Source organism: Bradyrhizobium sp. CIR18, assembly GCF_014198295.1.
Lineage (GTDB): Bacteria > Pseudomonadota > Alphaproteobacteria > Rhizobiales > Xanthobacteraceae > Bradyrhizobium.
Map to the genome: position 1 here is coordinate 407,729 of NZ_JACIHF010000001.1, position 25,573 is coordinate 433,301.

Annotated in this window: 26 protein-coding genes, 1 tRNA gene and 1 pseudogene; 7 read left to right on the forward strand and 21 right to left on the reverse strand. The window is 64.1% G+C overall.

What is annotated here, in order from left to right:
• Positions 1 to 206 precede the first annotated feature (206 nt).
• Positions 207 to 815: a hypothetical protein gene (locus tag GGD65_RS02005; protein ID WP_026202371.1), complete on the forward strand. Its 609-nt coding sequence runs from the start codon at positions 207 to 209 to the stop codon at positions 813 to 815.
• Positions 816 to 900: 85 nt separating this feature from the next.
• Here GGD65_RS02005 and GGD65_RS02010 read toward each other — a convergent pair whose 3' ends face one another.
• From GGD65_RS02010 to GGD65_RS02035, 7 genes are all read right to left on the reverse strand, one after another.
• The gene (locus GGD65_RS02010; RefSeq protein ID WP_183234284.1) at positions 901 to 1,644 is read right to left on the reverse strand and encodes a DUF2786 domain-containing protein; all 744 of its coding nucleotides are present in this window, start codon (positions 1,642 to 1,644) and stop codon (positions 901 to 903) included.
• 49 nt (positions 1,645 to 1,693) lie between these two features.
• Positions 1,694 to 1,783 (reverse strand) — tRNA-Ser (locus tag GGD65_RS02015).
• Positions 1,784 to 1,939: 156 nt separating this feature from the next.
• Entirely contained in the window at positions 1,940 to 2,203 is a 264-nt protein-coding gene (locus GGD65_RS02020) for a hypothetical protein (protein WP_183234285.1), read from the reverse strand.
• Between the two features lie 70 nt (positions 2,204 to 2,273).
• Positions 2,274 to 2,444, reverse strand: a complete 171-nt coding sequence (locus GGD65_RS02025) for a hypothetical protein (protein ID WP_018318037.1) — start codon at positions 2,442 to 2,444, stop codon at positions 2,274 to 2,276.
• Between the two features lie 29 nt (positions 2,445 to 2,473).
• The gene (locus GGD65_RS40705; protein ID WP_283813645.1) at positions 2,474 to 2,605 is read right to left on the reverse strand and encodes a hypothetical protein; all 132 of its coding nucleotides are present in this window, start codon (positions 2,603 to 2,605) and stop codon (positions 2,474 to 2,476) included.
• A 61-nt stretch (positions 2,606 to 2,666) separates the two neighbouring features.
• Positions 2,667 to 3,530 carry an alpha/beta fold hydrolase gene (locus GGD65_RS02030; protein WP_018318036.1) on the reverse strand — a complete coding sequence of 288 codons (864 nt, stop codon included), beginning with the start codon at positions 3,528 to 3,530 and terminating at the stop codon, positions 2,667 to 2,669.
• Positions 3,531 to 3,538: 8 nt separating this feature from the next.
• Entirely contained in the window at positions 3,539 to 6,046 is a 2,508-nt protein-coding gene (locus tag GGD65_RS02035; protein WP_018318035.1) for an alpha/beta hydrolase, read from the reverse strand.
• A gap of 127 nt (positions 6,047 to 6,173) precedes the next feature.
• Here GGD65_RS02035 and GGD65_RS02040 point away from each other — a divergent pair, with 127 nt between their 5' ends.
• The 5 genes from GGD65_RS02040 to GGD65_RS02060 all read left to right on the forward strand — a co-directional run bounded on the left by GGD65_RS02040 (position 6,174) and on the right by GGD65_RS02060 (position 9,571).
• Positions 6,174 to 7,100, forward strand: a complete 927-nt coding sequence (locus tag GGD65_RS02040; protein WP_183234286.1) for an alpha/beta fold hydrolase — start codon at positions 6,174 to 6,176, stop codon at positions 7,098 to 7,100.
• Complete coding sequence (locus GGD65_RS02045; protein WP_183234287.1) at positions 7,097 to 7,699, forward strand: hypothetical protein; 603 nt, start codon at positions 7,097 to 7,099, stop codon at positions 7,697 to 7,699. Before GGD65_RS02040 ends, GGD65_RS02045 begins: the two co-directional genes overlap by 4 nt.
• Before the next feature lie 99 nt (positions 7,700 to 7,798).
• Positions 7,799 to 8,446 (forward strand): CoA transferase subunit A, encoded by a 648-nt coding sequence (locus GGD65_RS02050; RefSeq protein WP_183234288.1) that lies wholly within the window; start codon positions 7,799 to 7,801, stop codon positions 8,444 to 8,446.
• Positions 8,447 to 8,450: 4 nt separating this feature from the next.
• Positions 8,451 to 9,101 carry a 3-oxoacid CoA-transferase subunit B gene (locus GGD65_RS02055; RefSeq protein ID WP_183234289.1) on the forward strand — a complete coding sequence of 217 codons (651 nt, stop codon included), beginning with the start codon at positions 8,451 to 8,453 and terminating at the stop codon, positions 9,099 to 9,101.
• Positions 9,102 to 9,112: 11 nt separating this feature from the next.
• The gene (locus tag GGD65_RS02060; RefSeq protein WP_183234290.1) at positions 9,113 to 9,571 is read left to right on the forward strand and encodes a MaoC family dehydratase; all 459 of its coding nucleotides are present in this window, start codon (positions 9,113 to 9,115) and stop codon (positions 9,569 to 9,571) included.
• Here GGD65_RS02060 and GGD65_RS40055 read toward each other — a convergent pair.
• Together GGD65_RS40055 and GGD65_RS02065 are read right to left on the reverse strand one after the other, a co-directional pair.
• Positions 9,557 to 9,747: pseudogene (locus GGD65_RS40055) on the reverse strand (SDR family oxidoreductase); the annotation flags it as partial. The gene GGD65_RS02060 and the pseudogene GGD65_RS40055 overlap by 15 nt on opposite strands.
• A gap of 77 nt (positions 9,748 to 9,824) precedes the next feature.
• Positions 9,825 to 10,916 carry an AI-2E family transporter gene (locus GGD65_RS02065; protein WP_183234291.1) on the reverse strand — a complete coding sequence of 364 codons (1,092 nt, stop codon included), beginning with the start codon at positions 10,914 to 10,916 and terminating at the stop codon, positions 9,825 to 9,827.
• A gap of 160 nt (positions 10,917 to 11,076) precedes the next feature.
• Between GGD65_RS02065 and GGD65_RS02070 the strand changes: the two genes are divergently transcribed.
• Positions 11,077 to 11,598, forward strand: a complete 522-nt coding sequence (locus GGD65_RS02070) for a GNAT family N-acetyltransferase (protein ID WP_179736737.1) — start codon at positions 11,077 to 11,079, stop codon at positions 11,596 to 11,598.
• 176 nt (positions 11,599 to 11,774) lie between these two features.
• Here the strand turns inward: GGD65_RS02070 and GGD65_RS02075 are convergent, their stop codons facing one another.
• The 12 genes from GGD65_RS02075 to GGD65_RS02130 all read right to left on the reverse strand — a co-directional run bounded on the left by GGD65_RS02075 (position 11,775) and on the right by GGD65_RS02130 (position 25,561).
• Positions 11,775 to 12,098 carry a hypothetical protein gene (locus GGD65_RS02075; protein ID WP_020508670.1) on the reverse strand — a complete coding sequence of 108 codons (324 nt, stop codon included), beginning with the start codon at positions 12,096 to 12,098 and terminating at the stop codon, positions 11,775 to 11,777.
• 241 nt (positions 12,099 to 12,339) lie between these two features.
• Complete coding sequence (locus GGD65_RS02080) at positions 12,340 to 12,657, reverse strand: hypothetical protein (RefSeq protein ID WP_183234292.1); 318 nt, start codon at positions 12,655 to 12,657, stop codon at positions 12,340 to 12,342.
• A gap of 388 nt (positions 12,658 to 13,045) precedes the next feature.
• Positions 13,046 to 14,896, reverse strand: coding sequence for a dihydroxy-acid dehydratase (ilvD, locus tag GGD65_RS02085; protein ID WP_179736735.1), 1,851 nt, complete (start codon positions 14,894 to 14,896; stop codon positions 13,046 to 13,048).
• Between the two features lie 198 nt (positions 14,897 to 15,094).
• Positions 15,095 to 15,955, reverse strand: coding sequence for an ABC transporter permease (locus GGD65_RS02090; protein WP_018318024.1), 861 nt, complete (start codon positions 15,953 to 15,955; stop codon positions 15,095 to 15,097).
• On the reverse strand, positions 15,952 to 16,881 hold the full coding sequence (locus tag GGD65_RS02095; RefSeq protein WP_018318023.1) for an ABC transporter permease: 930 nt from the start codon (positions 16,879 to 16,881) through the stop codon (positions 15,952 to 15,954). Before GGD65_RS02095 ends, GGD65_RS02090 begins: the two co-directional genes overlap by 4 nt.
• Positions 16,881 to 17,867: an ABC transporter ATP-binding protein gene (locus GGD65_RS02100; protein ID WP_183234293.1), complete on the reverse strand. Its 987-nt coding sequence runs from the start codon at positions 17,865 to 17,867 to the stop codon at positions 16,881 to 16,883. The genes GGD65_RS02095 and GGD65_RS02100 overlap by 1 nt, the downstream gene beginning before the upstream one ends.
• Complete coding sequence (locus GGD65_RS02105; RefSeq protein WP_183234294.1) at positions 17,864 to 18,847, reverse strand: ABC transporter ATP-binding protein; 984 nt, start codon at positions 18,845 to 18,847, stop codon at positions 17,864 to 17,866. The genes GGD65_RS02100 and GGD65_RS02105 overlap by 4 nt, the downstream gene beginning before the upstream one ends.
• A 1-nt stretch (position 18,848) precedes the next feature.
• Positions 18,849 to 20,486, reverse strand: a complete 1,638-nt coding sequence (locus GGD65_RS02110; RefSeq protein ID WP_183234295.1) for an ABC transporter substrate-binding protein — start codon at positions 20,484 to 20,486, stop codon at positions 18,849 to 18,851.
• Between the two features lie 23 nt (positions 20,487 to 20,509).
• Complete coding sequence (locus tag GGD65_RS02115) at positions 20,510 to 21,325, reverse strand: sugar phosphate isomerase/epimerase (protein ID WP_183234296.1); 816 nt, start codon at positions 21,323 to 21,325, stop codon at positions 20,510 to 20,512.
• 450 nt (positions 21,326 to 21,775) lie between these two features.
• Positions 21,776 to 22,981, reverse strand: coding sequence for a DUF1236 domain-containing protein (locus tag GGD65_RS02120; RefSeq protein ID WP_246783181.1), 1,206 nt, complete (start codon positions 22,979 to 22,981; stop codon positions 21,776 to 21,778).
• 133 nt (positions 22,982 to 23,114) lie between these two features.
• Complete coding sequence (locus tag GGD65_RS02125; protein WP_244550681.1) at positions 23,115 to 23,495, reverse strand: GrlR family regulatory protein; 381 nt, start codon at positions 23,493 to 23,495, stop codon at positions 23,115 to 23,117.
• 32 nt (positions 23,496 to 23,527) lie between these two features.
• Complete coding sequence (locus GGD65_RS02130) at positions 23,528 to 25,561, reverse strand: NAD(+) synthase (RefSeq protein ID WP_183234298.1); 2,034 nt, start codon at positions 25,559 to 25,561, stop codon at positions 23,528 to 23,530.
• Positions 25,562 to 25,573 lie beyond the last annotated feature (12 nt).

Below are 25,573 nucleotides of genomic sequence, written 5' to 3' on the forward strand. Positions count from 1 at the left end.
GCAGGTGGACCTCGCAATTTGCATTCGCGTCTAAACGCGCTGAATGCTCAAGGGGTTCCACGAATCCAGGAGGTCGAGGTTGCCAGGCACTGAGTCTGCGCTGTGCGCCGTCGCAATTTCGTGAGACCGCAACATCATTGAGACAGGTCAATACGTGCAGGCCGAAGCTCTGGGAACCTCAGGTCGGCAAGCAGATGGAGACGGCCATGTCACAGCAGAGCAGCATGCACTTCTACCTCAATTGGGCCAAGGAGCGGATCGACGAGATGGACGCCGCATTGGCCTCGTTCGAGGTCAAGGCAGGTCAGGCCAAGGCCGAGTCCAAGGTGAAGACGGATCAACTCCTGTCCGATCTGACGACGCGCCGTGACGCGTTTCAGGCGATGCTCAAGACCCAGGCGGAAGCAGGTGAAGCCGCCTGGACGGACGCCAAGGCCGATTTGGAAAAGCAATGGGCTGGATTCGAGGCCCAGGTGAAAACCTACTTCGAAGGCGCCGGCAAACAGTTGGAGCAGCAGCAGGCCACGTTCAAGGACGTTGCAGCAGCACAGGCCAAGGCCTGGCGCGAAGCGGCGGACAAATTCCGCGAGGCCGCGGGTAAAGTGACCGCAGCCCGCACCGTCGATGTCGATGCCGCGCTCAAGCAGATGAAATCCGATGCGTCCGAAGCCGAAGCGCGTCTGCAGAAGCTGAAGCAGGCCGGCAGCGAATCCTGGTCGGTCCTGAGCGAGGCGCTCGCCGAGTCCCGGAAGGCGTTCGATCAAGCGAACCAGGCCGCCTGGAACGCGCTGAAGGGTGGCGGTCCGAAGAGCTGAGGTTTTCGGTTTGCCAAGGCGGCCCACTCGAAAAGACGGGCGTAGGGCACGTGTGGCACAGCGTAGCTCACGCGCCCTGATGCGCTCAGCTTCCTTTGGCAGTGGCCCCTGACCGCGCTCTACCAAGGCCGGAATGAATGGCTAGCGACGCTCCGGCGTCGCCACCGGCTTCATAGGCCGTCATCGACACCATCCGTCCGGTGCTGCGCTGGGTCCGGAGCTTGAGGTCGAGCTTGTCGAATTCTGCATCGACCACCGAGGTCTTGAGGACCACCAGCCCGCGGCCGGTGCCTTCGTTGACCTGATCGCGACTGGCCTTGATTGCCACCAGCCTGTCCGCGATCGACGCCACCATCCCGAGCGCGAAGGAGGCATTGGCCAGATGCCGCTCTTGGTGCCGGAACCGGGCGTAGTCGACCGAGGTCTTGAAGCGGCCAAGTTCGGCGCGCACGGCGCCGTCGATCAGTTCGGCCAGGTAATGCGCGACCTCGACATCGGCGCCGAGACCGAAGAACACATAGATGTTCTCGCCGGCCGGGTTCTTCTCGCGCCAGACCCGGCAATCGCAGAAATGAGCGATCGCGCCGATGCAGTCGTCGAGCGGAATTCGCTTCTTGCGATGGGTCCCAAAGACCCTCCGTTCGCACGGCGAGGCGCGCAGCTCGACGTCGGAGAGCGACAAATCGTGGCGATCCAGCAGTTCGGCAACCTTGGCGGCGGCAGACAGCGCCTCGTCCTCGGTACAGCCATTGGCGATGGTCTTGGCGCGCAACGCCTGAATGCGAAGCTTGAGCTTGCCGAGCCCGTCCGGATTTAACGCCTGGTCCACCGATCACCTGCTCGGGAAAGCCCGACCGAGAGACCCCGTTCGGATCGACTGGCGGAAGGGGTGGGATTCGAACCCACGGTACCCTTGCGGGCACGCCGGTTTTCAAGACCGGTGCCTTAAACCACTCGGCCACCCTTCCCTCGTACCAATGCCAGGGAGTTAGCTTAGCTTCGGACTGAGCGCAACGCGAACTTGGACCCAATTTGGACCGATCGGTACGATGCCGGCGGTCTCATACCGATTGCCGATTCGCGTCCACAGATGCGGGCACCCGGGCAAAACCGCGGCATGGGGCCTATTTCGGCAGGCATTCGACGTTGTAGGCGATGATGATCTGAGCTGGATCCGCTTTACCCAGGCTCTTGAGATCCTCCAAGCCGCTTCGGAGCTTGGCACCCGCCTCGCTCAAGCTTCCTTCAAGCGTGGCTTTGGCCTTCCGGCACCGCTCTTCGTTGGAAAACTCCTGGAAGACAACCGTCGGAAGGAGTCGCCATTCCGCCTTGTCCTTCGTCGCGGCAGGACTGATCGAGTAGGAAAAGACGTACATCAGCACCCACATCGCTTTACTCCAGCCTTGGCCGGCTCGATCCGTGCGAACTTAGATGGTCACGCCTGGACACACCTACGCTTTACTTGGAGGGCGCGCGATCAAGCCGCGATCGCTGCGCCCTCATGCGCTTGATCTCTCGACGCAGGTCTTCACTCTTTTCGTCACGCTGCTCTCCGCTCGATTTGATCTGATCATCTTGACGCAATTTTTCGAGAGCTTTCTCGACCGAGAGCTTGTTCGTTCCGGCCATAACCGACCTCACTTGCGCTTCTGCGTTCATCAATAGGGATAGTAGGGATTACCCTGCGGGCAGGTCCAGTTGCCATAAGTGTCGTAATAGCAGCCCTGATTATAGGAGCCGCTTCCGTAGTAGGCGCCTGCCGCAAGAGCTCCGGCTGCCGCACCGCGCACGCATGCTCTCGGCGGACACATTGATTTCGACCATGATGTCGCTCCTTTCAGACGGTTTCGCTCATGCGGGAAGTCCTCCGAACCAGGCACCGAAATAGCCGGCATAGAGTGCCGGCCGTTCGAGATTCATCGAGTGGCCGATGCCGGGCACGATGACGAGGCGGCAATCCGGCATCGCCTCAGCCATCACACGCAGGTCGGCCGGAAGAATCCAGCCGTCCCATTCGCCCCACAGCACCAGATGCGGATGCCGTAGCTGCGGCATCCGGCGCTCCAGCTCGCGGCTTTCCTTCTCCTGCGTCAGATTGACAGCAGTGCCGATCCAGATTCCTTCGGAGACGCCAAAGGTCTGGTCGATGATGCGATCGAACAGGGCCTGGATCTCAGGCAGTCCTTCGCGAAAACGCGGAATCGCGTTCGGCGCCATGCTCTCGGGCACGAACAACGAGGACGCCGCCGTTGCCATGATCGTTCGCGTCAATTCCTTGTTCGCCATCATCGCGCGGAAAAGGCCGATCTGATCGGCATTGAAAGCCATGCCGAGCGGCGTCACCGGATCGAGCGAGAACACACGGCCGAAGCGTTGCGGCTGCATCAAGAGCATGCGCGCGGCGATGATGCCGCCGGTCGAATGCGTCGCAAGATGGCAATAGCTGATCTCGAGCGTATCGAGGGCGGCCAGCATGTCCTCGGCATGTTGCTGCATGGAATAGTTTGTGTAGTTCGCGGTCGGCTTCGGCCGATCGCTGTCGCCGCAACCACGCCAGTCGATGGCGACGACGCGCAGGCCCGTCGGAAACAGTGGCGCGGCAAGCTCGATCCAATCCTTGCTGGCGAGATTGCCGTGGATGAAGACGACCGTGACGTCGCCCCGCCCCCACTCCCGCCAGCCGAGTTGGACCTCACCTGCCTGCACCCTTGCCATGTGCGGCCCTATTTGTTCAGGCCGGCCGTAGGCGCGGCTCCCGGAGGAGTCGGCGCCACCGGCAGGGCAGATACCACGGCCCCCTTTATCATGCGATCAATGCTCGACGGCGAAGAGGTGTCGACACTACCCTTGGTTACGAAATCCACGACGTCCACCGAAAACTCCACCGGATTATCGGTGTGAATAAAGTGCCCTGTTTCCGGGTAGATCTTGAGGATTGGTCGGTTGCCGGCATTGGTCATCCGCGTCATGAACGGCGAGATCACATCGCGACCGAGATCGGTCAGCCCGTTGAAGGCGGGCGTCGGGATGAACGGCTCCTTGTCGCCGAAGGCCAGGAAGATTGGCGCCTTGATCTGCGTGAGCCGCTCGTAGAGGTTCTTCGGGTCGTCCTGCTGGAGCTCAGCCCCGATGGTATAGATGTCGAAAATGAAGACGTTGCACCATTGATCGAGCTCCTTCGGGTTGCCCCTGATGAGGCCGACGCGCTGATCGGTGTGGAAGCGGGCATATTCACTGTCACTGTAGAAATACCCGCTCTTCGCCGCCGACACTGCGCCGGTGTTTGGGTCACGCTTCTTGAAATAGAAGAAATCGCGGACACCCTGCTCGTCGCGCGCCTTCTCAGCGGCGAGAATGCCAGTCTGATCCCAGATTGACTTCCACTTGTCGAAATCGCGGCCGAGATCCGGGTCGAACAGTTTTGCCTTCTTGTCCTTGGCGATCGTGATGTCGCGCGGATATTCCTCGAGGCCCGATGGCGCTTCGAGCGCCAGCGCCTGCACGGCGTCGGGCCAGGTCAGGGCATAGCCCATCACGAACTGACCGCCGAGCGAGTGGCCAAGATACACCGCCTTCTTCACGCCGAGCTGATTGACCACGAGGTCGTAGATCACCTCGCGCATGTCTTGCATGGTGCGCGCCGGGCTCTTGTCGAGATTGCCGGGCCCGGACATCCCATAATGCGGCAGGTCGGGCACGATCACGCGCACTCCGCTCCGCAGCGCATATTGCATGATGTTGCCGTAGTGGCCGCCGAAGGCGCCCTTGCCGTGGATGATGACCAGCACCTTCGGGTCTCTGTCGGTGCCGTTGTATTCATCCATGTAGCCGATCTGCCAGGATTTGCCGCTCTTGTCCTTGGCGTTGGAGAATTTGACCGGATAGGGATATGTCACAAAGTCCTTCCAGAAGGATTTTTCCGGATCGATCTTCTCGGAAACACCGGGCACGCGATAGTTCTTGTCGGCGAATTTCTGCGCGCGATCGAGGCTTGCAACGTCGTCCATGAAAGCGACGAATTTCGGATCGTTCTTGCGCTGGTTGATGATCGGGAACACGCCGTAATGCGCGACCGGGCTTTCCTGCGCGATCAGGTCCGCGCCGGGCACGCGATCGACCGCCTGCTGCGCCAGCTTGAAGTTGAGCCAGAGATCGTTGGTGATGTGCATCACCAGCGTTCGCGCCTGGATGCGGCCGAGATAGGGATTAACGTTGTGGGTCTCGCCGACCCGGTTGCGCCAGACGAGATCGACCGCGTCATAGAGCTTGGCGCGATTGATGACGTTCAAACCGGCCTTCTCGTTCGGCGGATCCCAGTAGAAAATTTCGGGCTGCACGGCGCCCCAGTTCTGGGTTGTGCGGAATGCGAAGTCATAACCCGTCATGCCAAGGATCGACCAGCCGAACGCGACACCCGGCACCGGATGCTTTTCCTTCGGCAGCTTGTAATAGTCGCCCTTGGTCTCTTGCCAGACCGGATCGCCCTGGATCGCGGCCGTCATCATCTGGAACGTCCAATTGCCGACGGGATCCTCTCCATCCGACTGCGTGGTGCCGCCGATCGGCATCAAGGCGCTGACATATTCGGGGTGCATGACGCCCCAGACATAGGTCTGCGTACCGCCCATGGACACGCCCGTGACCAATGCAACGCGCGCGACCTTCAGTTCATCGCGCAGCAGACGATAGTTCGCCTGCACCATGTCGTAGTAGCTGTATTGCGGAAACTTGATGCCGAGCCCATCGGACGGCTTGCTTGCACCCCAGGTGCCGAGCGGATCGACCATGATGACATAATAGCGGTCTGTATCGATCGGCCGTCCCGAACCGATGATCGGGACGCCCCCCGACAAGGCAGCGCCCTTGACCCACTGCTCGTACATGTCGGTGGAGTCACCGGAATAATAGGAGTTGATCACGACGGCATTGGTAATCTCGCCTGCGGCGTTGCGCCGCGCGTTACCGATGGCGATGTAGGCTGTTCTCAACTTGCCAGCGCCGAGGGACTCGAGCGTGACACCCCCCTCGCCGCCATTCTCCCACTTGGAGGGATTGGAGAGGTCGTACTTGCCGCCAAGGCGGAAGTTGGCGATCTCGTAGGTCTTCTTCAGCCCGTCATGCTGCACCTGCGACGAGCGGCGCGTGAAGGGTTGTGCAACTGCCAGAGCGGTGCCGACCAGCAGTACAATCAGGCTGACGGAGCAACGTTTCACGAAACCGGTCGTGGACATGACGGATTCCTCCCTGGACAGTTCTTGAAACGCTAGGAAGGTCGCAACGGGAATCTTTGATCTAGCTCAACGGAATCCGCTCGCGACAGTTGAGCATCGTAGCCAGCGATGTCGGTAGTCTTATGCGATGCCCTTTCTCAATCACGGCTCGTATCGAATACGCTATGAGCTCGATGGGCTGGCGAGAGCGCCGGCCTATGTTTTCGTCAACGGACTGACACAATATTCCGAGCTATGGGGCGCCTATCGCGAGGCGCTGCTGACACGAGGCTTTCGCGTGGCAACCTTCGATCTCCTCGGTCAAGGGGTCTCCGACAAGCCGACGCTCTTTATCAGTCAGGACGACCAGGTTGCCGCGCTGAGGCTTCTGATTGAAGCGCTTGGCGAGGGGCCGGTCTTCCTGAGCGGCATCAGCTTCGGCGGCCTGATCGCGCTCCGCTATGCGATCGAGCATGGGCAGCGGCTGTCCGGACTGGTGCCGATGAGCTGCTTCGCCGAGCTGACGCCGCAGCTTTTGCTTCTCGGCAACGCCCTCCGGACTGGCCTGATCCTGGGAGGAACAGGCTATCTCCAGGATCTACTGCTGCCTATGAACCTCTCCGACCAGTGGTTGAAGCCATTGTTGGACAAGCTCGACAGCGTCAAGCGCCAGGGCTGGCTGGTGAACGATGTCTATGCGCTTCAAAATCTGATGGAGTCCTTTCTCGACTTCCAACCGCTAACGCCCCACCTGTCAGCGATCTCGGCTCCGACCATGATCCTCAATGGTGAGTTCGATTTTCTGACCCCGCGTCATCTGCACGAGACCCTGCGTGTTGAGATTCCGAACAGCTCGCTAGTGATCATTCCCAAGGCTTATCACGCTTTCACACTGGAAAAAGGCGCGCTGACGGCCGATCTTCTCGCGCGCTTTGCCGACGATGTGCTGGCCGGCCGCTGGCAAGGCAATCAAGCTGTATGGATAGCGCCCGAGGAGCCCGGCGGCGAGCTGACGCCGTTCCCTGACGGTTACGATCACCTGCGCGCTATCCCGGTCAAGCGAGCGCTGGCATGAGCGGATTCCTGGGTCCGCTCGAGCTGGACGGCCGCGTTCCACCGGGCCAGCAGACGCGGATCGCAGCATTCTTAATCTCGGCGCATGGCGCTCTCGCTCGGCAATTCGCCTTCACGCTGCCTGTAAGGCTCGACGCGGCGTGGCAGACCGAATTGAATGCGCAGTTCTATCGCGAGACCGAGATCGTCTCGCTGCTGATGCGCACAACTTCCTGGACCCCGGATTTTACTTTGGGATGCATGGTTGCGTCCTGGGAGACCGCCTGGCTGCCCGCCCCGATCGACGGAATCCCGGACCCTCGTCTCGCCCAGGCGGTTCACCTTGCAACGCTTGCCCATGCCGTGCATGCGGGCATCCGACCGGCCGCGCTGCTCCCGATCGAGGCCAATGCGCAGGATCCCTTTGTCTCGGCGCTGCGACGGATCGAGTTCGAGAGCAGCCGGCTGCTGCAATCCCAGATTCTGTTCCTCAAGGGCACGGACCTTGCGCCGCATCGGGATGCGGTGAGTGCTGCCCTCGAACAACGTCATGCCGCCGTTCGCAAGCTCTGGCGCGAGGTACTAGGGAGCATCGGTATCGACGCAGCAGGATCGGAATGAGCGGAAGCCTTGACGCAGATCAAAGGACGAGAGGCGCCGGGCGCCAACATCCGCCTACTGCCGCCCTCTGCCATCGTTGGCCGATCCCGGAGTTCAATGATGAAGGCCATTTCCATCGAAGAAGCCGTCGCAATGATTCCGGCGGGCGCCAGCGTTATGGTGGGTGGCTTCATGGGAGTCGGGACGCCGGAGCGCCTGCTCGACGAAGTCGTGCGCCAGAATAAGACCGGCCTGACCTTGATCTCGAACGACGCGGCGACGCCCGGCAAGGGTGTCGGCAAGTTGTTCGATCAGGCATTGGTGTCGAAGCTGACCGCAACACATATCGGCCTCAATCCAAAAGCGCAGCAGCAGATGTTGGCGAGCCAGATTGCGGTCGATCTCGTCCCGCAAGGGACCTTCGTCGAGCGCATCCGCGCCGGCGGATGCGGTCTCGGCGGTGTGCTGACGCCCACGGGCGTCGGGACGCTGGTCGCCGAAGGCAAGCGTCAGATCGAGGTCGACGGCAAGCCATTCCTGCTGGAAACGGCGCTGCGCGCCCAGTTCGCCCTCGTCCACGCCTTCCTCGCCGATTATCTCGGCAACCTCGCCTACGCGCTCACCTCGCGCAATTTCAACCCGGTCATGGCGATGGCGGCCGACACCGTCATCGTGACGGCCGAGCATATCGTGCCCGTTGGCGTGATTGCGCCCGATCACGTCGTCACCCCCGCGCCGCTCGTCGACTATCTCATCACCAACGGGTGACATCATGGATCCCCAGATCATCATCGCCCGGCGAGTCGCCAAGGAGCTGAAGACGGGCAATCTTGTCAATCTCGGCATCGGCATTCCGACCCTGGTCGCAAACTACGTGCCATCAGATCTGAAGGTATTCTTCCAGTCGGAGAATGGGCTGATTGGCACAGGGCCGATTCCTGAGCAAGGCATGGCTCATCCGACGCTCACCGACGCCGGTGGGCGTCCCATCAGTGCGTTGCCGGGTGCCTCAACCTTCGACAGTGCGATGTCCTTCGGACTGATCCGCGGCGGTCATGTCGATGTCACGGTGCTCGGCGGGCTTCAGGTCGACGCGCATGGCCATCTCGCCAACTGGATGATCCCCCGCAAGATGGTGCCGGGCATGGGCGGCGCCATGGATCTCGTCAGCGGTGCCAAGCGCGTCATCGTCGCCATGCAGCACGCGGCCAAGGGTAAGTCGAAGATCGTGGCAAAATGCTCGCTGCCGTTGACCTCGGCGCGGCCCGTCCACCTTGTCGTGACCGACATGGCCGTGATCGGCTTCCCTGGTGGCAGGGCGACCCTCTTGGAAACGGCGCCCGGCATCAGTGTCGGAGAGGTCATGGCCGTCACCGAGGCCGAACTGGCCATTCCTGACAGCGTCCTGGAAATGAGACTTTGAGCAGAGCGATCATGCGCATATTCAGCGACTTCGACGAGATCAAATCCGTTATCGGCACCGAGATCGGCGCCAGCGACTGGATCGAGATCACCCAGCCACGCATCAATCAGTTCGCCGAGGCGACCTGCGACGAACAATGGATCCATGTGGATCAGGAACGTGCCAGCAAGGAGATGCCGGGCGGCAAAACCATCGCCCATGGCCTGCTGTCACTTGCCCTGGCGCCGCTGTTCATCCGCTCTGTCATCGGCCTGAAGGGCCTTCGCAACACGCTGAACTACGGCGCTGACCGGATCAGGTACCTCGCCCCCGTGCCGGCGGGCTCAAGACTGCGCGGCCGCGTCACGGTCGCCGAAGCCGAGGACGTGCCGCCGGACGGACTGCGCGTGAACTATCATCTCGTGATCGAGATCGAGGGCGGCAAGAAGCCCGCCTGCGTCGCCGAGCTGATCGCCCTGCACTATCGCTGAGAACGACATGTATGACCAGCAAGACACGTCCATCGTCTTCAGAAGGCCGTCGCGTCGACATCAACGACGCGCCCGTGCAGAGCCTCCTTGGGCGAAAAGGCGATGGAATGAACCAAGAAATCGAGCTGTCCCCACTACGACTCGATGCGCTCGAACACGGCTTCATCGGGAGCTTCAGATTTTCAATAGCCATGTTCGACCTTGTCGTCGTGCAAGGCATTCAAGCGGCGCCGCCATCGCTGAGACGTTTAAGTCAACGGTCAGCGACAAGCTGCGCAGGCGGCACGGCCCGGTCGATGCGGATCCAGGCCGCTGCGAGTTCCCAGGCGACCGAGAGAATGATCGGTCCGATGAACAGACCGATGATCCCATGCGCGAGCGTGCCACCGATCACTCCGATCAGGATGACGAGCGCCGGCGTGGAGAGGCCCCGTCCCATGACCAGCGGCTTCAGGATGTTGTCGAGGAGACCGACGATGACGAGAAATACGGTCAGGAGCAGCGCCGTGGTGACGTCCTTGTCCATCCAGATCCAGATGACGACCGGAATGAGGACGATCCCCGCACCGAGCTGCACGATCGACAGCAGCAGAACAATGACGGCGAGCAGCCCCGCGCTCGGGATGAGCGCCAGCTTGAATCCGATGCCGGCGAGCAGCGCCTGAATAATGGCGACGCCGATGACGCCTTGCGACACCGCCCGGATGGTCCCAGCCGCCAGCTCGAGGAAATGTTCGCTCTGTTCCGGCACGATGCGGAACAGGAAACCGCGGATTGCGCTGACGAGCTGCGGACCATATGGAAAGAGAAATCCGGCGACCAGCACCGACATCAGGAACTGCAGGGTGCCAAGGCCGGCGCTGCCTGCGAATGACAGCATCATGCCGGCAATCGGCTTCAGATATGGCGCAACCTCGCGCACGGCCGCGCGGATGTTGGTGTAGGCCTGATTCCAGAGATCGTAGAGCTGCGGCCCGACCAGCGGCCAGTCCTTGATCCGCTCCGGCGCCGCCTGCAGCACGAGATCGCCGCTGCCGAGTTGCCCTGCGAGTTCTCTGACGCCGTCAACCGCACTGAGGCCGAGCCAGGCCGCCGGACCGATGACGATGCCGAGCATGGTGAAGGCGAGGAGCACCGCCGCTGTCCGCGGGCGGCCGCCCAAACATTTCGCGAGCCAATTGAAGACCGGATAGAACGCCACGGCAAGTACCGCGCTCCAGGTCAGGATCGGCACGAAGGGACGGATGATCAGGAGCGTCCACAGGATCAGCAGTGCAAGCAAGCCGAGCCGGATCACGAGCTGAACGACGTCGCTGGTGGAAAAAAGTTGGCGAAGTGTCTTCAAGGTCTGAGGCCCGCGCCCGGCTGATTGGCTCCATGCGGAAAGCCTAGCGGCCGGACCGGGACTGCAGGCTTGATCCAAATCAACCGGCAAAGGACTGAAGGCGGCCTGATGGGACGGGTGCCGTGGTCACGTAGCGGCTCAATAATTGCGACGCGAACGCATGTCGAATGCAGCAAATTACGCGCGAAACGAACAGCTCCGCGACGGTACGGCCGTGGAGATCCGTGCTCTCCGGCCAGATGACGAGGCCGCCATGCTGGCCGCGCTTGGCGAGGTGGGCACACAGTCCCTCCAGCGCCGCTTCTTCATGCTAAAACGTCATTTCTCCGAGAAGGAGCGCGCCTTTTTCGTCGAGGTCGACTTCAAGGACCATGTTGCGCTGGTCGCGTGCGTGGCGAATGCAGGTCGGAGCACCATCGTGGGCGGCGCGCGATATGTCGCAGCCGGGCCCGGCTGCGCCGAGACGGCCTTCATGGTGATCGACGCCTGGCAAGGACGCGGCATCGGCGGACTGCTGCTGCGCCACCTGATCAGCCTTGCCCGCGAAGCCAGGCTGAAGGAACTGACCGCGGAGGTGCTGCCGGACAACGCTGCGATGCTCAGGGTGCTCGGCAGATTTGGGTTCGAACGCGCAGAACGCCGCGAACCTCACACAGTCCATATGGTATTGACGCTGACCTGATAGAATCTCTCGGACGACGCCTAAAGCTCCGCGCAAAGCACTGCCGCCCTCTGGTACATGTAGCTCGGCAACAAGGGCTTACCGGTTCAAAGATCCGCTCCCTTTACACCGCGCAAAAGAAAACGCGGCGCCCGGTGAGGAGCGCCGCGCGAATGTTCTTCGTGACTGCCTCTCGCTCAGTACCCGCAGGACGCGCATCCCATCTGCACCGGGGCGTAATAGGAATACCCTGGCGAGACCATCTGGACGCGTTGGCGCGTGGCGTATTGCGGGGGGATGCGCTCGTACTGGACGCTCGGCGGCGCAACCATCACGGTCTGCGGCACCATCACAGTGCGGTACTGCGCGGGCGTGCGATGCGCGACGACGGAGCCCGGGGCGACCATCACGGTCTCGTCGACGGTGCGGTACTGCGGCGCGACGTATTGCTGCTGATAGCAGGTCTGGCACGGCGGCGGTGCGTAGCAATTGTAGCAGCCGGCGGAGGCTGCGCCCGTCATGGAAATCGCGGCGACGGCGGTGGAGAAAACAACAGCGAGAGTACGCGACATTGCGGTGGTGCCCCAATTGCCCAAAATGGATTTGCGAAGGTCGCGGGAGTATACGCCGCAAAACCCTGCTCTGCCGAACTTCGTCGGGGCATCCTTAATGCGAACGGCCGATCGCAGCCGACCGGTAAGAACTCATTGACCACGCGCATTAACGCGAAAGCGCTCATCCGCCTCCGTCAAGGTCGAGCTTTCAGTGCCTCGACGCTCTTTCCAGAAACTCCAGCAGCGAGGGATCAGTTTCTTCGAATTCGACAAAGCGGCGGCGCAGCTCGTCCGCTATTTCTGCGGTTGCATCTCGTGACCATCCTTCCGCGGTGTTGAAGGCCACGACACGTGCCGGATGGAGATATTGCCCCTCGACGAGATGTCTGAGCAGGGTCGCCCGATTGGCATCCTCCTCGGCAGTTTCGCACCAGGCGCGGCCGAGCCGCCGGCCAAAATCATCGAGCACGAGGTAGACGTCCCGGTCTGTCGTCATGGGCGGCACGAGCGATGGAGATTGACTCATGGCTTACTCCGCTACTGGCATCCGCACCGTCGCGGAGGATACGGCGACCGCCCGGCCGGATTCGGAAAAATGGATTTCGGGTTATTTTTCTTAGGATTGCACGATTAAATAAAAAAACAAACAAAATTAATAAAAATTAAATAGCAAAACGCGGACAAATACACTAAATTCACAGGGCCTGGCGGGCGAGCCCGCACGTCGGGTGCCCACTTCGCAAAGCGGCTCTCGCCTCCACCCCCAATAGCCCACACCCCAGGAGGCGGGGGCCGTTCCTTTGCGACCCCCCGTCCCGGCTTCATTTGTGTGTCCTGCAAAACCCATCTGCGCGCTCGCGGGGGACCGCGAGCGCTTCGGAGGAATCGACTCCCGTCTGTGGCGGGTCGAGGCGTTATTTCGGACGACGCTTGACCTCGCGCACGGCACCGCGCGCGGCGCTGGTGGTGAGCGCGGCGTAGGCCTGCAGCGCGGTCGAGACGTTGCGCTTGCGCGCAGCCGGCTGCCAGGCGGCATCACCCTTCGCCTCTTCCGCGGCGCGGCGCTTGGCGAGCTCCTCGTCGGAGACCTCCAGGCTGATGCTGCGGTTCGGGATGTCGATCGCGATGCGGTCGCCGGTGCGCACCAGGCCGATGTTGCCGCCTTCGGCGGCTTCCGGCGACAGATGGCCGATCGACAGGCCCGAAGAGCCGCCGGAGAAGCGGCCGTCGGTGACGAGCGCGCAGGCTTTGCCGAGGCCCATCGATTTCAGGTAGCTCGTGGGATAGAGCATCTCCTGCATGCCGGGGCCGCCGCGCGGGCCTTCGTAGATGATGACCACGATCTCACCGGCGACGACCTTGCCGCCCAGGATGCCCTCGACGGCGGCGTCCTGGCTTTCGAACACGCGCGCGGGGCCAGAGAATTTCAGGATCGAGGCGTCGACGCCGGCGGTCTTCACGATGCAGCCGTCCTGCGCGAGGTTGCCGTAGAGCACGGCGAGACCGCCGTCCTTGCTGAAGGCGTGCTCGAGATCACGCACCACGCCTTTCTCGCGATCGGCGTCGAGCTCGTCGTAGCGGCGCTCCTGGCTGAAGGCGACCTGGGTCGGGATGCCGCCGGGCGAAGCACGGAAGAAGGTGCGGACCGCCTCGCTCTTGGAGCGCTTGATGTCCCAGCGCTCAAGCGCGTCGTTCATGGTCGGCGCATGCACGGTCGAGACCGAGGTGTCGATCAGGCCGGCGCGGTCGAGCTCGCCCAGAATGCCCATGATGCCGCCGGCACGATGCACGTCCTCGACATGCACGTCGGCGACCGACGGGGCGACCTTGCACAGCACGGGCACGCGGCGAGAAAGCCGGTCGATGTCCTTCATGGTGAACTCCACCTGCCCTTCATGGGCGGCGGCGAGCAGATGCAGCACGGTGTTGGTCGAGCCACCCATGGCGATGTCGAGCGTCATCGCGTTCTCGAACGCCTTGAAGTTGGCGACGTTGCGCGGCAGCACGGATGCGTCGTCCTGCTCGTAATAGCGGCGCACGAGATCGACGATGGTGTGGCCGGCCTCGACGAACAGGCGCTTGCGGTCGGCATGGGTTGCCACCACCGTGCCGTTGCCGGGCAGCGCGAGGCCCAGCGCCTCGGTCAGGCAGTTCATGGAGTTGGCGGTGAACATGCCCGAGCAGGAGCCGCAGGTCGGGCACGCCGAACGCTCGATCACCTTGACGTCGTCGTCGCTGACCTTGGAATCGGCTGCAGCCACCATGGCGTCGATGAGGTCGACGGCCTTGGTCTTGCCTTGCAGCTTGACCTTGCCGGCCTCCATCGGCCCGCCCGAGACGAACACGACGGGGATGTTGAGCCGCAGCGCGGCCATCAGCATGCCGGGGGTGATCTTGTCGCAATTGGAGATGCAGACCAGGCCGTCGGCGCAGTGCGCGTTGGCCATGTACTCGACGCTGTCGGCGATCAGCTCGCGCGACGGCAGGCTGTAGAGCATGCCGTCATGGCCCATCGCGATGCCGTCGTCGACCGCGATGGTGTTGAATTCCTTGGCGACGCCACCGGCCTGCTCGATCTCGCGGGCGACGAGCTGGCCGAGGTCCTTGAGATGGACGTGGCCGGGCACGAATTGGGTGAAGGAATTGACGACCGCGATGATCGGCTTGCCGAAATCGGCGTCCTTCATGCCGGTCGCGCGCCAGAGGCCGCGGGCACCCGCCATGTTGCGGCCGTGGGTGGTGGTGCGGGAGCGATAGGCTGGCATGGCGGTCCGTCCTCGGTTTGACCGGCCGGGCGGGAAAATCTGGTGCCGCCTCAGGCCTTTGTGGCCGGATAGCGCACGCGGGGAACGCGCGCAACGGGAACTTGGGGCGGACAGGGCTCCCCTGCTCCCGGCGCGGGCTCTGTTGGCGGGTAGCCCGGATGGAGCGCGCAGCGCAATCCGGGGGCTACGGGGCGGCCCCTATTGCAGGGTCGGATCGAGCCGGTCGCGCAGCCAGTCCCCGATCACCGAAACCGCCAGCGTGGTGACCACGATCGTGGTCGCCGGCGCCAGCATGATCCAGGGCGCCCGGGTCAGATATTCGCGGCCGTAACCGACCATGTTGCCGAGGCTGGTCATCGGCGGCTGCACGCCAAGGCCAAGGAAGGATAGGCCCGACTCCATCAGGATCACCTCGGGGAAGACCAGCGTGGTCGAGACGATCAGGGTCGAGGCGATGTTGGGCAGGATGTGCCGAAGGTAAATCCGGGGCGGCGTCGCGCCTAACTGGCGGACGGCCGCCGCGTAGCCCTGCGCATTGGCGGAGATGGCAAGGCCCCGCGCGATGCGGGCATAGCGCTCCCAGCCGAACAGTCCCATCAGGCCAATCAGCAGCGGCAGCGAATTGCCGAAAAAGGCGAGCACCGCGAGCGCCATGATCAGGAAGGGCATGCTGGCCTGGAAGTCGGTCAGCATCAACACGAGCTGCTCGACCACCCCTCGGAAATGCGCGGCGAGGAAGCCGAGCGTGGTGCCGACCATCGCCGAGATGGCGGTGGCGCCGAAGGCAATCAGCAGCGAGATCCGGATGGAGACGAGCAGCCGCGACAGCACGTCCCGGCCGAGCTCGTCCGTGCCGAGCCAATGCGCGGCATTGCCGGGCGCGGCCAAGCGGTTGCGCAAATCGAGCTGAGTGTAGCCGTAGGGCGCGATCTTCTCGGCGAAGGCTGCAATGACCAGCATCGCGACAATCCAGGCAACCGCGAGCGCGACCGAGATTGGGATCGCCGGCAGGCGGATGCGACGGCGGACGGTGGTGTCCTTCAGCGTCGCGTCGGTCATGCGTGGGCTCCTTTGGCGCGCAACCGCGGATCAAGGAAGCCGTAGAGGAAGTCGACGATCAAATTGGACGTGACCATGGTCATCGCCACAAGAAGCAGGATGCACTGCACGACGGCGAGGTCGCGATTGGCAACCGCAACAACGAGAAGCCTCCCTACTCCCGGCCAGGCAAATACACTCTCGACCACCACCGCGCCCGCGATCAGCGTGCCCACCATGAAGCCCAGAATGGTGACGGTCGGAATCGCCGCGTTCGGCAGCGCATGCGACGTCACCACCCTGCGCCACGGCACGCCCTTGGCCGACGCGGTGCGGATATAGGGTTGGCCCAGCACCTCCAGCATCGCGCTGCGGGTGAAGCGCGCCAGAACGGCGGCACCGCCGAGGCTGAGCGTCGCGATGGGCAGGATCGCGTGGCGCCAACTGTCCTGCCCGCCCGAGGGCAGCCAGCCGAGCTGCACGGCGAACACGAGCACCAGCAGCAGCGCCAGCACGAAGCTCGGCACTGTGAAGCCGGCCACCGCCGTCATCATCACGGCGCGGTCGATCGCGGAGCCCCGATGCAGCGCGGCGTAGATGCCGGCGGGAATGCCGAGCGCGACCTTGAAGGCGAAGGCCGGCAAGGTCAGCGCCAGCGTCGCCGGAATCCGCTCCAGCACCAGCTCGATCGCGGGTCGGCCGTCACGCATGGAGCGGCCGAGCTCGCCCTTGGCGATGGCACCGAAGTAATCGAGATACTGAAACCAGATGGGATCATCGAGGCCCCAGGCCTTGCGGAACGCCGCGAGCACCTCGGGCGGCGCTTCCGGTCCCAAAATCATCAGCGCGGGATCGCCGGAGAGACGCAGCACCACGAAGGCGAAGGTGACGACGAGCACGATCGTCAGCGCCGCGCGTCCAATGCGAATGGCGAAATAGCGTCCCATCACGCGGCGTCCCGAGTCTCGGCGCCGGTGACGAGATGGCAGGCGACCTGCCTGTTGCCGCCGACGGCCGCAAGTGCCGGCACCTCGCGCGCGCAGCGTGCGATCGCGCGCGGGCAGCGCGGATGGAAGGCGCAGCCTTGCGGTCGCGCGGCCGGGTTTGGCGGATCGCCCGCGAGCACGATGCGGCCGGCGCTGCGGCGGCCTGGCGCGGGCGAAGCCGAGACCAGCGCCTGGGTATAGGGATGCTCGGGCCGCGCGAACAGATCGTCGGCGCTGCCGATCTCGACGATGCGGCCGAGATACATCACGGCGACGACATCGCTGATCTGCCTGACGACGCGCAGATCGTGGCTGATGAACAGCAAGGTGAGCGAGAGCTGGGCCTCGAGATCGCAAAGCAGGTTCACCACCTGCGCCTGGATCGAGACGTCGAGCGCGCTGACCGGCTCGTCGCAGACCAGGAAATCCGGTTTTGTGGCGAGCGCGCGCGCCAGCACGATGCGCTGGCGCTGGCCGCCGGACAGTGCGCCCGGATAACGCGCGCCATGCGCCGGGGTGAGCTCGACGGCGCGCAGCAATTCGCGGACGCGCTCCTCGCGCGCGTCGGGCGTGCCGAGCCCGTGAATGTCGAGCGGCTCGCGGATTTGCGCGGCGACCGGCAAGCGCCGGTCCAGTGCGCCGAGCGGGTCCTGGAAGATCATTTGCATGCGGGCGCGTTGCGCACGCCATGCGGCCGTGCCCGGCGCAGCCATCGGCTTGCCGTCGAACCTCACCTCGCCGCTATCGGGCGGCTCCAGACCGAGCACGATGCGTCCGGTGGTGGACTTGCCCGAGCCGGACTCGCCGACGAGGCCGAGCGTCTCGCCTTTGGGGATCGTCAGCGAGACGCCATCGACTGCATGGACGGCGGTGTTGCGGCCGAACATGCCGGAGCGCATCGAATAACTGCGGGAGATCGAGGACACCTCGACGAGCGGCGGGCTCATTCGGCGGCGATCCCGAGCAGCGCGCGGCGCGAAGCTTCGGCGCGGATGCAGGCGACAGCGCGGCCGTCCGCGATCGGCGCCAAGGTCGGCGCGGCACGGCTACACGGCTCGGACGCCAGCGTACAGCGCGGCGCGAAGGCGCAGCCATCAGGCATTTTCGCGGGATCGGGCACCGTTCCCGGGATGGCGGTGAGACGCCGCCGCGGGCCGTCGAGTGGCGGCAATGCGCCGATCAGGCCCTGGGCATAGGGATGCACGGGATCGGCGAACAGCTGGTTGCTGGGGGCCTGCTCGACGATGCGGCCGGCATACATCACGGCGACACGGTCGCAATTCTCCGCGACGACGCCGAGATCGTGGCTGATCAGCACCATCGCCATGCCGAGCTCGCGGCGGACCGTCGAGAGCAGCTCCAGGATCTGGGCCTGAATGGTGGCATCGAGCGCGGTGGTCGGCTCATCCGCGATGAGGAGGTCCGGATTTCCGGCGAGCGCCATCGCGATCATGATGCGCTGGACCTGGCCGCCGGAGAATTCGTGCGGATAGGCCTCTAACCGCCGGCCCGCATCGGGAATGCCGACGAGATCGAGCAGCCGCCGCGCTTCCGCCTTCACGGCGTTGCCTTGGAGATCCCGATGCAGCGACAGCGCTTCGCAGAGCTGCCTGCGGATGGTCAAGACCGGGTTGAGGGCGCTCGCCGGATCCTGGAAGATCATGGCGACGCGCCCGCCCCTGACCTGGTCGAGCTCGGCGGCCGGCGCGCCCAGGATCTCCCGTCCGTCGAGCCGCACCGAGCCCGAGACCTTGGCATGCCGCGGCAGCAGCCCGAGCGCGGCAAGCCATGTCACCGACTTGCCCGATCCGGACTCGCCGACGAGGCCGAGAGCCTCGCCCTTGCCGAGAGCGAGATCGACACCGCGCAGGACCGGCACGCCGCTGAAGGCGACGCTCAGGCCTGCAATGCTGACCAGCGGCGTCACCTCAGGCCTCGAAATTGCCGGCGCGGAAATCCATCGCGAACGCCGGTGACGCCTTCCACTTGATCGACTTCGGTTTGGCCGTGAACGTGGCGTTCTGGTGCAGCACCGTGTAAGCGGGGTCTTCGCGCTCGGCGATCTCCAGCATGCGGCGGAACGCCTTCTTGCGGGCGGCACGGTCGGTCGAGGTTTCCAGGAACTCCGAGAGCTTGTTCAGCTCGACATTGGTCCATTCACCGATCTGCTGTTGCTGGCCGTTCGGACCGTGCTGGGCGACCAGCGAGGAGACCGGATCGTTGAAGGCGGCCGAGTTCGACCAGTCGCGCACGGCGCGGGCCGACCCGCGCTCCATGATCTGCGACCAGTTCTCCTTGGTCTCGATCTGGACGTTGAGGCCGACCGACTTCCACATCTCGACCAGCACCTGCGCGGTCGCGACCTGGTTGGTGTAGTAATTGTTGAGCAGGCGATACGGAATCGGATCGCCCTTGTAATTGGCCTGCTTGAGCAGATCCTGCGCGAGCTTCGGATCGTAGGCCGGCACGCTCCAGTCGGCGTTGAACATGTCGCCGTAGAATTCCCACTGCAGCCCCTTCGGCACACGGGTGCGGCCGGCCCACAGGCTGTCAACGATGGCCTGGCGGTCGATCGCGTGGGTGAAGGCGCGCCGCACCAAGGGATTGGCGAGCTGGGCGTGGTTCTTGTCGAACACGGTCAGGCGGTGGTTGAGGATGGTGCCGCCCTGCACTTCGAACGCGGCGTTCTTCTCGATGCCGGCGATCTGGTCCGGCGGGATATCGCAGGCGAACTGGTATTCGCCCGAGAGCAGTCCGTTGATGCGGCTCGCGACTTCGGGCACTTCGAGGAAGCGGATGCGCTTGAGCGGCGGACGGCCGCCCCAATATTCGTCATGCGCTTCGAGGGTCAGCGACACGTCGGGCTTGAGCTCGACGACCCTGTAGGGACCGGTCGTGACCGGCTTGCGCGCCCAGTCGAGATAGCTCGCGGATTCGTCCCAGGCGCGGCGGTTCATGATGTCGGAGCCATAGCGCGACAGCCGGCCTTCGATCGTGACGTCGGGCGTCGCGTTGTAGAAGCGCACGGTGTATTTATCGACGGCGTCGACGCGCACGAGATCCGGCCAGATGCGGCGGGCAACGGCCGGCACGTCCGGCGGCAATTCCTTGCCCGGACGCGGCGTCGGGATCTTCTCGAAGGCCTGGATGGTCGAGCGGCTCTTGGCCTCGGTCTCGCCGAACATGCGCTCGCGGCTGAAGGTGAAGACGACGTCCTCTGCGGTCATCTCGTCGCCGTTGTGGAATTTGACGCCCTGACGCAGCTTTACCTCGACGGTCTGGTCGTCGATGCGGCGCCACTCGGTGGCAAGGCCGGGCACGGCCTCGAGGTTGCCGCGCCAGTTCTTGGAGATCAGGCCTTCCCAGATCGAGGAGAAGAACACGCGCTCGCCGACATTGGACTGCTCGCGCAGCACGTCGAGCACGTTCGCATTCGTCACCTTCTGCACGGCGATCGTCACCGACGGACGGCTGTCGCCCTGCGCGATGGCAAAACGCGGCAGCAGCAGCGTGCCTGCGGCGGCGCCGCCGGTCTTCAGGATGGTGCGACGGGTGAATTTGCTCATGGCGGTAGCCCCAGATGATGCGGTTATTCGGCAAGACCGAGCGCGGCGAGATGGGCTGCGCCGGCGCGGACGTCGTCGTGGTTGCGGAGTTCGAGGATCAGCCGCGGATTGGAAGTCAGCCGTCCCAGCGCGCGGAACACGGCGACCCAGGAGATGTTGCCTTCGCCCGGCGCCCAGTGCCGGTCGGCAAAGCCGTCGGTGTCCTGCAGATGCACATGGGTCAGCATGTCGCCGGCGGTCTCGACGTAATAGTCGACCGGCGGCGCACCGGTGGAGATGTGGGCGTAGTTGGCATGCCCGGTGTCGAGCGAGACGCGGACCTTGGCACTTTCGAGCGCCCTGGCGAGACGGACGCGGTCGCGCGGATCCTTGTCCTCGATGTTCTCGATGACGACCTCGCAGCCGATGGTCTCGGCGCGCGCGATCACCTCGGCGAGCGTCGCCTTGACGCGTTCGACCAGATTGCCGCGATTGTCAGGATAGAGATCGAGATTGTTGTGATCCCAGGTCGTGAACGGCGAATGGATCACCATCTGCGTCGCGCCGAGGAACTCGGCGGCATCGAGGCCCTGGAGCAGGCGCTTGGTCACGGCCTGGCGGATCATGGGATCGTGGCTGTCGATCTTGAAGCCCCAGAACGGGCCGTGGATGCCGAGCCGGCCGGTATGGCCCGCCAGCATCTGCTTGATCTCGCCGGCGGTGCTGCGCCAATCGCTGTCGAGGAGATCGGCGCGGAAGAAATCCTGGATTTCGAGATCGCGCTGCCGGTCGAGAAGCCAGTCGCGATGCGCGGGGATCGATTTGATGGACAATGCGGCGCCCAGCACCGGCTTCGACATGGCTTGCTCCTTCGCCGTCAGCGATGACGGGAGCAGCGCTAGACCAGTTCAATGACAGGCCCGTGAAATCGAGGCTCAGCGGCGCCGAGGAGATGTGGACATCCTGCCGATCGCGTTGCTGCGGATCATGCATCTGCGATCAGACCACCGGTGCAGAACGGGCACATGGCAAGCGGTATCTATGCCCGTAGTGATCCGGAATGGAATCCTATCGCGATGTCACGTACATCGCGTGCATCGATCGGCGGCCACTTCCACGGGCATCACCCTCTGATCGCGCTACATGGGGTTGGGGGACCACATGGGGCGGGGGATTGAAGGCTGGGGCAAGGTGACGAGGTCCGGACTCCTAGGCACTCCGGACCTCGAAACTTTCAGATTGAACGCAGCAACGCGCCGTCCGGTTGGGGCAACCGGGCGGCGCGTTGTCGTTTCAGCCTCGTCTTTCGATCAGCGCGTCTGCGGCTCGATCGTCACCGTGCAGTCGCCCTGCCCTTGCGTCGCGACCACGATATTGCCGGCGGCCGCCCCAAGGGCGACCGGTGCGGACGAGCTGCCATCCGGCATCTGAACCGTCACGCTCAGCGAATCCGCGCGCGCGGTCGAGCCGACGGTTGACGGCTCTGCCTGGGCGACATTGCCCGACGCATCACGCCGCATGACCTGACAGTTCACGCTGTTGCTCGTCGCGCCTCCGGCGGCTGCCATGTTCGACGAGGCCGCGCCGCCCATCTGCGCGCGGGCTCGCGACGGATCGCGCGGCACCTGGCTGACGATGCGATGCGTCCGCGGCTCCACGATGACGACGTCGTCATCGGTCGCGAAATACTCGTAGTCCCGATATTGGGGCTCGATCGTGACGATCTCGGGCGGCAGCCGGTAGAGACGCACGCGCGGCGGGATCGTCTCGCCGATCCGGATCGAGATGTTCAGGTTGCGCTCCGGCTGCGCCAACCGCGCACGGCTCACCGTTTCGGACATCCGCACCTGCTTCTCGGTGGTCACGCTGGTCTGCTGACCAACCTGTGTGTTGGTCTGGGTGGTCTGATTGGCTTGATTGGTCTGCGTGCCGGAAGGCGCGGTTTGCGCATTGTTGGTCGGAGCCGCGCGGTTCGTGTCCGTCGCGGTGGCCGGCCGGTTGTTCTGTTGCGCCGGCTGCTGCTCGGCCGCATTGCGCGGAGGCTGGCTCTGCTCTTTCTGGTTGGCCGCAGCTCCCGTGCGCTCGTTCTGCTGGCCAGCGGGACCTGTCTTGGATTTCTCTGTCTCGGCGGTTGATTTCTGCGGCGCGGACTTGTCCTGCTTCGTCTCGGCGCTGCTCTTGCCGGTCTCGCGACCTTGTTTCGCCGTGTCGGCTTCACGGTTGCGATCTCGCGATGGCTCGCGGGACTCCTGTGCCTGCTCCTTCGCATTGGGCTGGCCGCGTTCGGCGGCGGTGCCCGGTCGTCCCTTCTCGTCGTCTGCATGGCGGCCGCCGCCCTTCTCCTCACGGCCGGCTCCCTGCATTTTCTCTTGTGCGCCCTGGGCGCGATCTTGAACCCGTTCTTGAGCTGCGCCACCGCGCTGGGGCGCGGCGCCTTTCGCCGGTTCCTCGGTCCGTTTTGGCTCGTCTCTGCGCTCACCGGGCGCCTGGGCGTAGGCAATGCCGGACGCGAGCATGAGCCCGACGGCCGCAGTCGATAACATCAAGTGTTGACGCATGGTCCCTCTCCTCGACAATTCGCAACAACAGACGCGAACGTTCTGTGGGTGCGAAGGTTCCTGAGCAGGAACGAGGGCCGATCACGCGGACTTACATCGCGTCCTTCAATGTGAGGCGGGCCGTGAATGTCACGGTGGTCTTGCCGACCAGCGCCATGCCTTCGACCTCGGCGCCGCCGGCGGAGTAGTCGCCCGAGAAGCCGCAGGTGACCTCCCTGCCTCCGAACGCAAGCGTCCTGCCGACCGCTTCGGTGTGCTGATTAACGATCATATCGCCTCGCCACTTGCCGTTCCGGAAGGTGTAGGTGCCGGTGTAGTAGAAATAGCTGTCGCCGCCCATGATGCGTCCGTCGCACAGCACGACGACACCCCTCGCCTGCCCGCGCTTGCCGTCGCGCATCTCGATGTCGAAGATATAGAGGCCGTTGACGACCCTGGCCTCCTCCGCTTCCGCTCCATCCCCTGCCGACATCAGATCATCTCCCCAACGATCCGCCGTCCCGATCAGCTCGGCACGTTCCGCTCGAGATCCTCGAGCCATGCCGCCGCGCTCGAATCCGACGGCGCGCGCCAGTCGCCGCGGGGCGACAACGAGCCGCCCGCCGAGACCTTCGGGCCGTTCGGCATCGCCGAGCGCTTGAATTGGCTGAAGGCGAAGAAGCGGCGCAGGAACACCTCGAGCCAGCGGCGGATGTCCTTGAGATCATAGGCCTTGCGCCGGTCGCGCGGGAACGCCGGAGGCCATTCGCCCTTGGCGACATCCTTCCACGCGTGCTGCGCCATGAAGGCGATCTTGGACGGACGCATGCCGAACCGCAGCGTGTAGAACAGGTTGAAATCCTGCAGCTCGTAAGGGCCGACGGATGCTTCGGTGCTCTGCGGCTTCTCGCCGGGCTCGACCGGCACCAGCTCGGGCGAGATCTCGGCGACCAGGATCGAGCCAAGCGTCCGGTTGACGTCGTCGCTGAACTGCTTCGATGAGATCACCCAGCGGATCAGGTGCTGGATCAGCGTCTTCGGCACGCCGGCATTGACGTTGTAATGTGCCATCTGGTCGCCGACACCATAGGTGCACCAGCCGAGCGCGAGCTCGGAGAGATCGCCGGTTCCGATGACGATGCCGCCGTGATGGTTGGCGAGCCGGAACAGGTAATCCGTGCGCAGGCCCGCTTGCACGTTCTCGAAGGTGACATCGTAGACCTTCTCGCCGTTGCCGAAGGGATGGCCGATGTCCTTCAGCATCTGCGTCGCCGTGGTGCGGATGTCGAGCTCCTGCCAACTCGTCTGCAACGCCTGCATCAGCGCCAATGCATGGGTCTTGCTTTCACTGCCGGTGGCAAAACCGGGCATAGTGTAGGCCAGGATGTTTTCGCGCGGCAGACCGAGCAGGTCGACCGCCTTGGCGGCGACGATCAGTGCATGGGTGGAATCAAGCCCGCCCGACACGCCGATCACGACGCGCTTGGTGCCGGTCGCGCGCATGCGCTGCACGAGGCCGGCGACCTGGATGTTGTAGGCCTCGTAGCAATCCTGCTCGAGCAGGCTTTCGTCGCTCGGCACGAACGGAAAGCGCTCGACCTTGCGCAGGAAGCCGATATCGGCGGCCGGCGGCTTCAGCGCGAATGTCACCTTGCGGAAAAACGCCTCGCGCTGCCGGCGGTTGTCGTCGAACGTCCCCATCGCGGCACGTTCCTGCCTGAGCAAATCGAGATCGACGTCGGCCAGCGTGATCTGGCCGCCCTGGCGGAACCGCTCGCCCTCGGCCAGCAGCACGCCGTTCTCATAGATCGAGGTCTGGCCGTCCCAGGAAAGATCCGTGGTCGATTCCCCGGCCCCAGCGGCCGAATAGACGTACGCCGCGAGGCAGCGCGCCGATGTCGATTGGCACAGCAGCGCGCGCGAGCGCGCCCGGCCGATCGTGATCGGGCTCCCCGAGAGATTGATCAGCACGCTCGCGCCGGCAAGTGCGAGCTCCGAGGCCGGCGTCACCGGGATCCACATGTCCTCGCAGATCTCGACTCCGATGGTGAGGCCCGGAACGTCCTCGGCCGCAAACAAGAGGTCAACGCCGAACGGCGCATGCAGCCCGCCGAACGCGACCGTCTCTCCGGCCATGCCGGCGCCGGAGGCGAAATGCCGCCCTTCGTAGAATTCGCGGTAGGTCGGCAGGTACGTCTTCGGCACCACGCCGAGGATGTTGCCGCGGTGAATAACGACGGCACAATTGTAGATGCGATGACCAAAGCGTAGCGGCGCTCCGACGATCAGGACCGTCATCAGCCCCGCCGAGCCCTCGACGATGCCTACGAGGCCGCGCTCGACCGCATCGAGCAGCGGATCCTGCTTGACGAGGTCTTCGATCGCATAGCCGGACAGGCACAGCTCGGGAAACACCGCGACCGCCACCGACTGCTCATGGCAGGCATTGGCCGCCGCCAGCACGGCCTTGGCGTTGGCCGAGGGATCGGCGACATAGGACGTGGTGACACAGGCCGCCACGCGCGCAAATCCGTGGGCGTAGATCGAGTGGAAAGTCATCGAGCGCAGTAC

Excerpts from the sequence above, each read along its gene's own strand:
- ilvD (WP_179736735.1), bottom strand. The coding sequence starts at position 14,896 with ATGCCAGCCTATCGCTCCCGCACCACCACCCACGGCCGCAACATGGCG.
- GGD65_RS02055 (WP_183234289.1), top strand. The coding sequence starts at position 8,451 with ATGGATCCCCAGATCATCATCGCCCGGCGAGTCGCCAAGGAGCTGAAG.
- GGD65_RS02080 (WP_183234292.1), bottom strand. The coding sequence starts at position 12,657 with ATGAGTCAATCTCCATCGCTCGTGCCGCCCATGACGACAGACCGGGAC.
- GGD65_RS02030 (WP_018318036.1), bottom strand. The coding sequence starts at position 3,530 with ATGGCAAGGGTGCAGGCAGGTGAGGTCCAACTCGGCTGGCGGGAGTGG.
- GGD65_RS02005 (WP_026202371.1), top strand. The coding sequence starts at position 207 with ATGTCACAGCAGAGCAGCATGCACTTCTACCTCAATTGGGCCAAGGAG.
- GGD65_RS02100 (WP_183234293.1), bottom strand. The coding sequence starts at position 17,867 with ATGAGCCCGCCGCTCGTCGAGGTGTCCTCGATCTCCCGCAGTTATTCG.
- GGD65_RS02090 (WP_018318024.1), bottom strand. The coding sequence starts at position 15,955 with ATGACCGACGCGACGCTGAAGGACACCACCGTCCGCCGTCGCATCCGC.
- GGD65_RS02020 (WP_183234285.1), bottom strand. The coding sequence starts at position 2,203 with ATGTGGGTGCTGATGTACGTCTTTTCCTACTCGATCAGTCCTGCCGCG.
- GGD65_RS02120 (WP_246783181.1), bottom strand. The coding sequence starts at position 22,981 with ATGCTCGCGTCCGGCATTGCCTACGCCCAGGCGCCCGGTGAGCGCAGA.
- GGD65_RS02040 (WP_183234286.1), top strand. The coding sequence starts at position 6,174 with ATGCCCTTTCTCAATCACGGCTCGTATCGAATACGCTATGAGCTCGAT.
- GGD65_RS02050 (WP_183234288.1), top strand. The coding sequence starts at position 7,799 with ATGAAGGCCATTTCCATCGAAGAAGCCGTCGCAATGATTCCGGCGGGC.
- GGD65_RS02045 (WP_183234287.1), top strand. The coding sequence starts at position 7,097 with ATGAGCGGATTCCTGGGTCCGCTCGAGCTGGACGGCCGCGTTCCACCG.
- GGD65_RS02070 (WP_179736737.1), top strand. The coding sequence starts at position 11,077 with ATGTCGAATGCAGCAAATTACGCGCGAAACGAACAGCTCCGCGACGGT.
- GGD65_RS02060 (WP_183234290.1), top strand. The coding sequence starts at position 9,113 with ATGCGCATATTCAGCGACTTCGACGAGATCAAATCCGTTATCGGCACC.
- GGD65_RS02115 (WP_183234296.1), bottom strand. The coding sequence starts at position 21,325 with ATGTCGAAGCCGGTGCTGGGCGCCGCATTGTCCATCAAATCGATCCCC.
- GGD65_RS02125 (WP_244550681.1), bottom strand. The coding sequence starts at position 23,495 with ATGTCGGCAGGGGATGGAGCGGAAGCGGAGGAGGCCAGGGTCGTCAAC.
- GGD65_RS02095 (WP_018318023.1), bottom strand. The coding sequence starts at position 16,881 with ATGGGACGCTATTTCGCCATTCGCATTGGACGCGCGGCGCTGACGATC.
- GGD65_RS02025 (WP_018318037.1), bottom strand. The coding sequence starts at position 2,444 with ATGGCCGGAACGAACAAGCTCTCGGTCGAGAAAGCTCTCGAAAAATTG.
- GGD65_RS02110 (WP_183234295.1), bottom strand. The coding sequence starts at position 20,486 with ATGAGCAAATTCACCCGTCGCACCATCCTGAAGACCGGCGGCGCCGCC.
- GGD65_RS02035 (WP_018318035.1), bottom strand. The coding sequence starts at position 6,046 with ATGTCCACGACCGGTTTCGTGAAACGTTGCTCCGTCAGCCTGATTGTA.
- GGD65_RS02130 (WP_183234298.1), bottom strand. The coding sequence starts at position 25,561 with ATGACTTTCCACTCGATCTACGCCCACGGATTTGCGCGCGTGGCGGCC.
- GGD65_RS02075 (WP_020508670.1), bottom strand. The coding sequence starts at position 12,098 with ATGACGGGCGCAGCCTCCGCCGGCTGCTACAATTGCTACGCACCGCCG.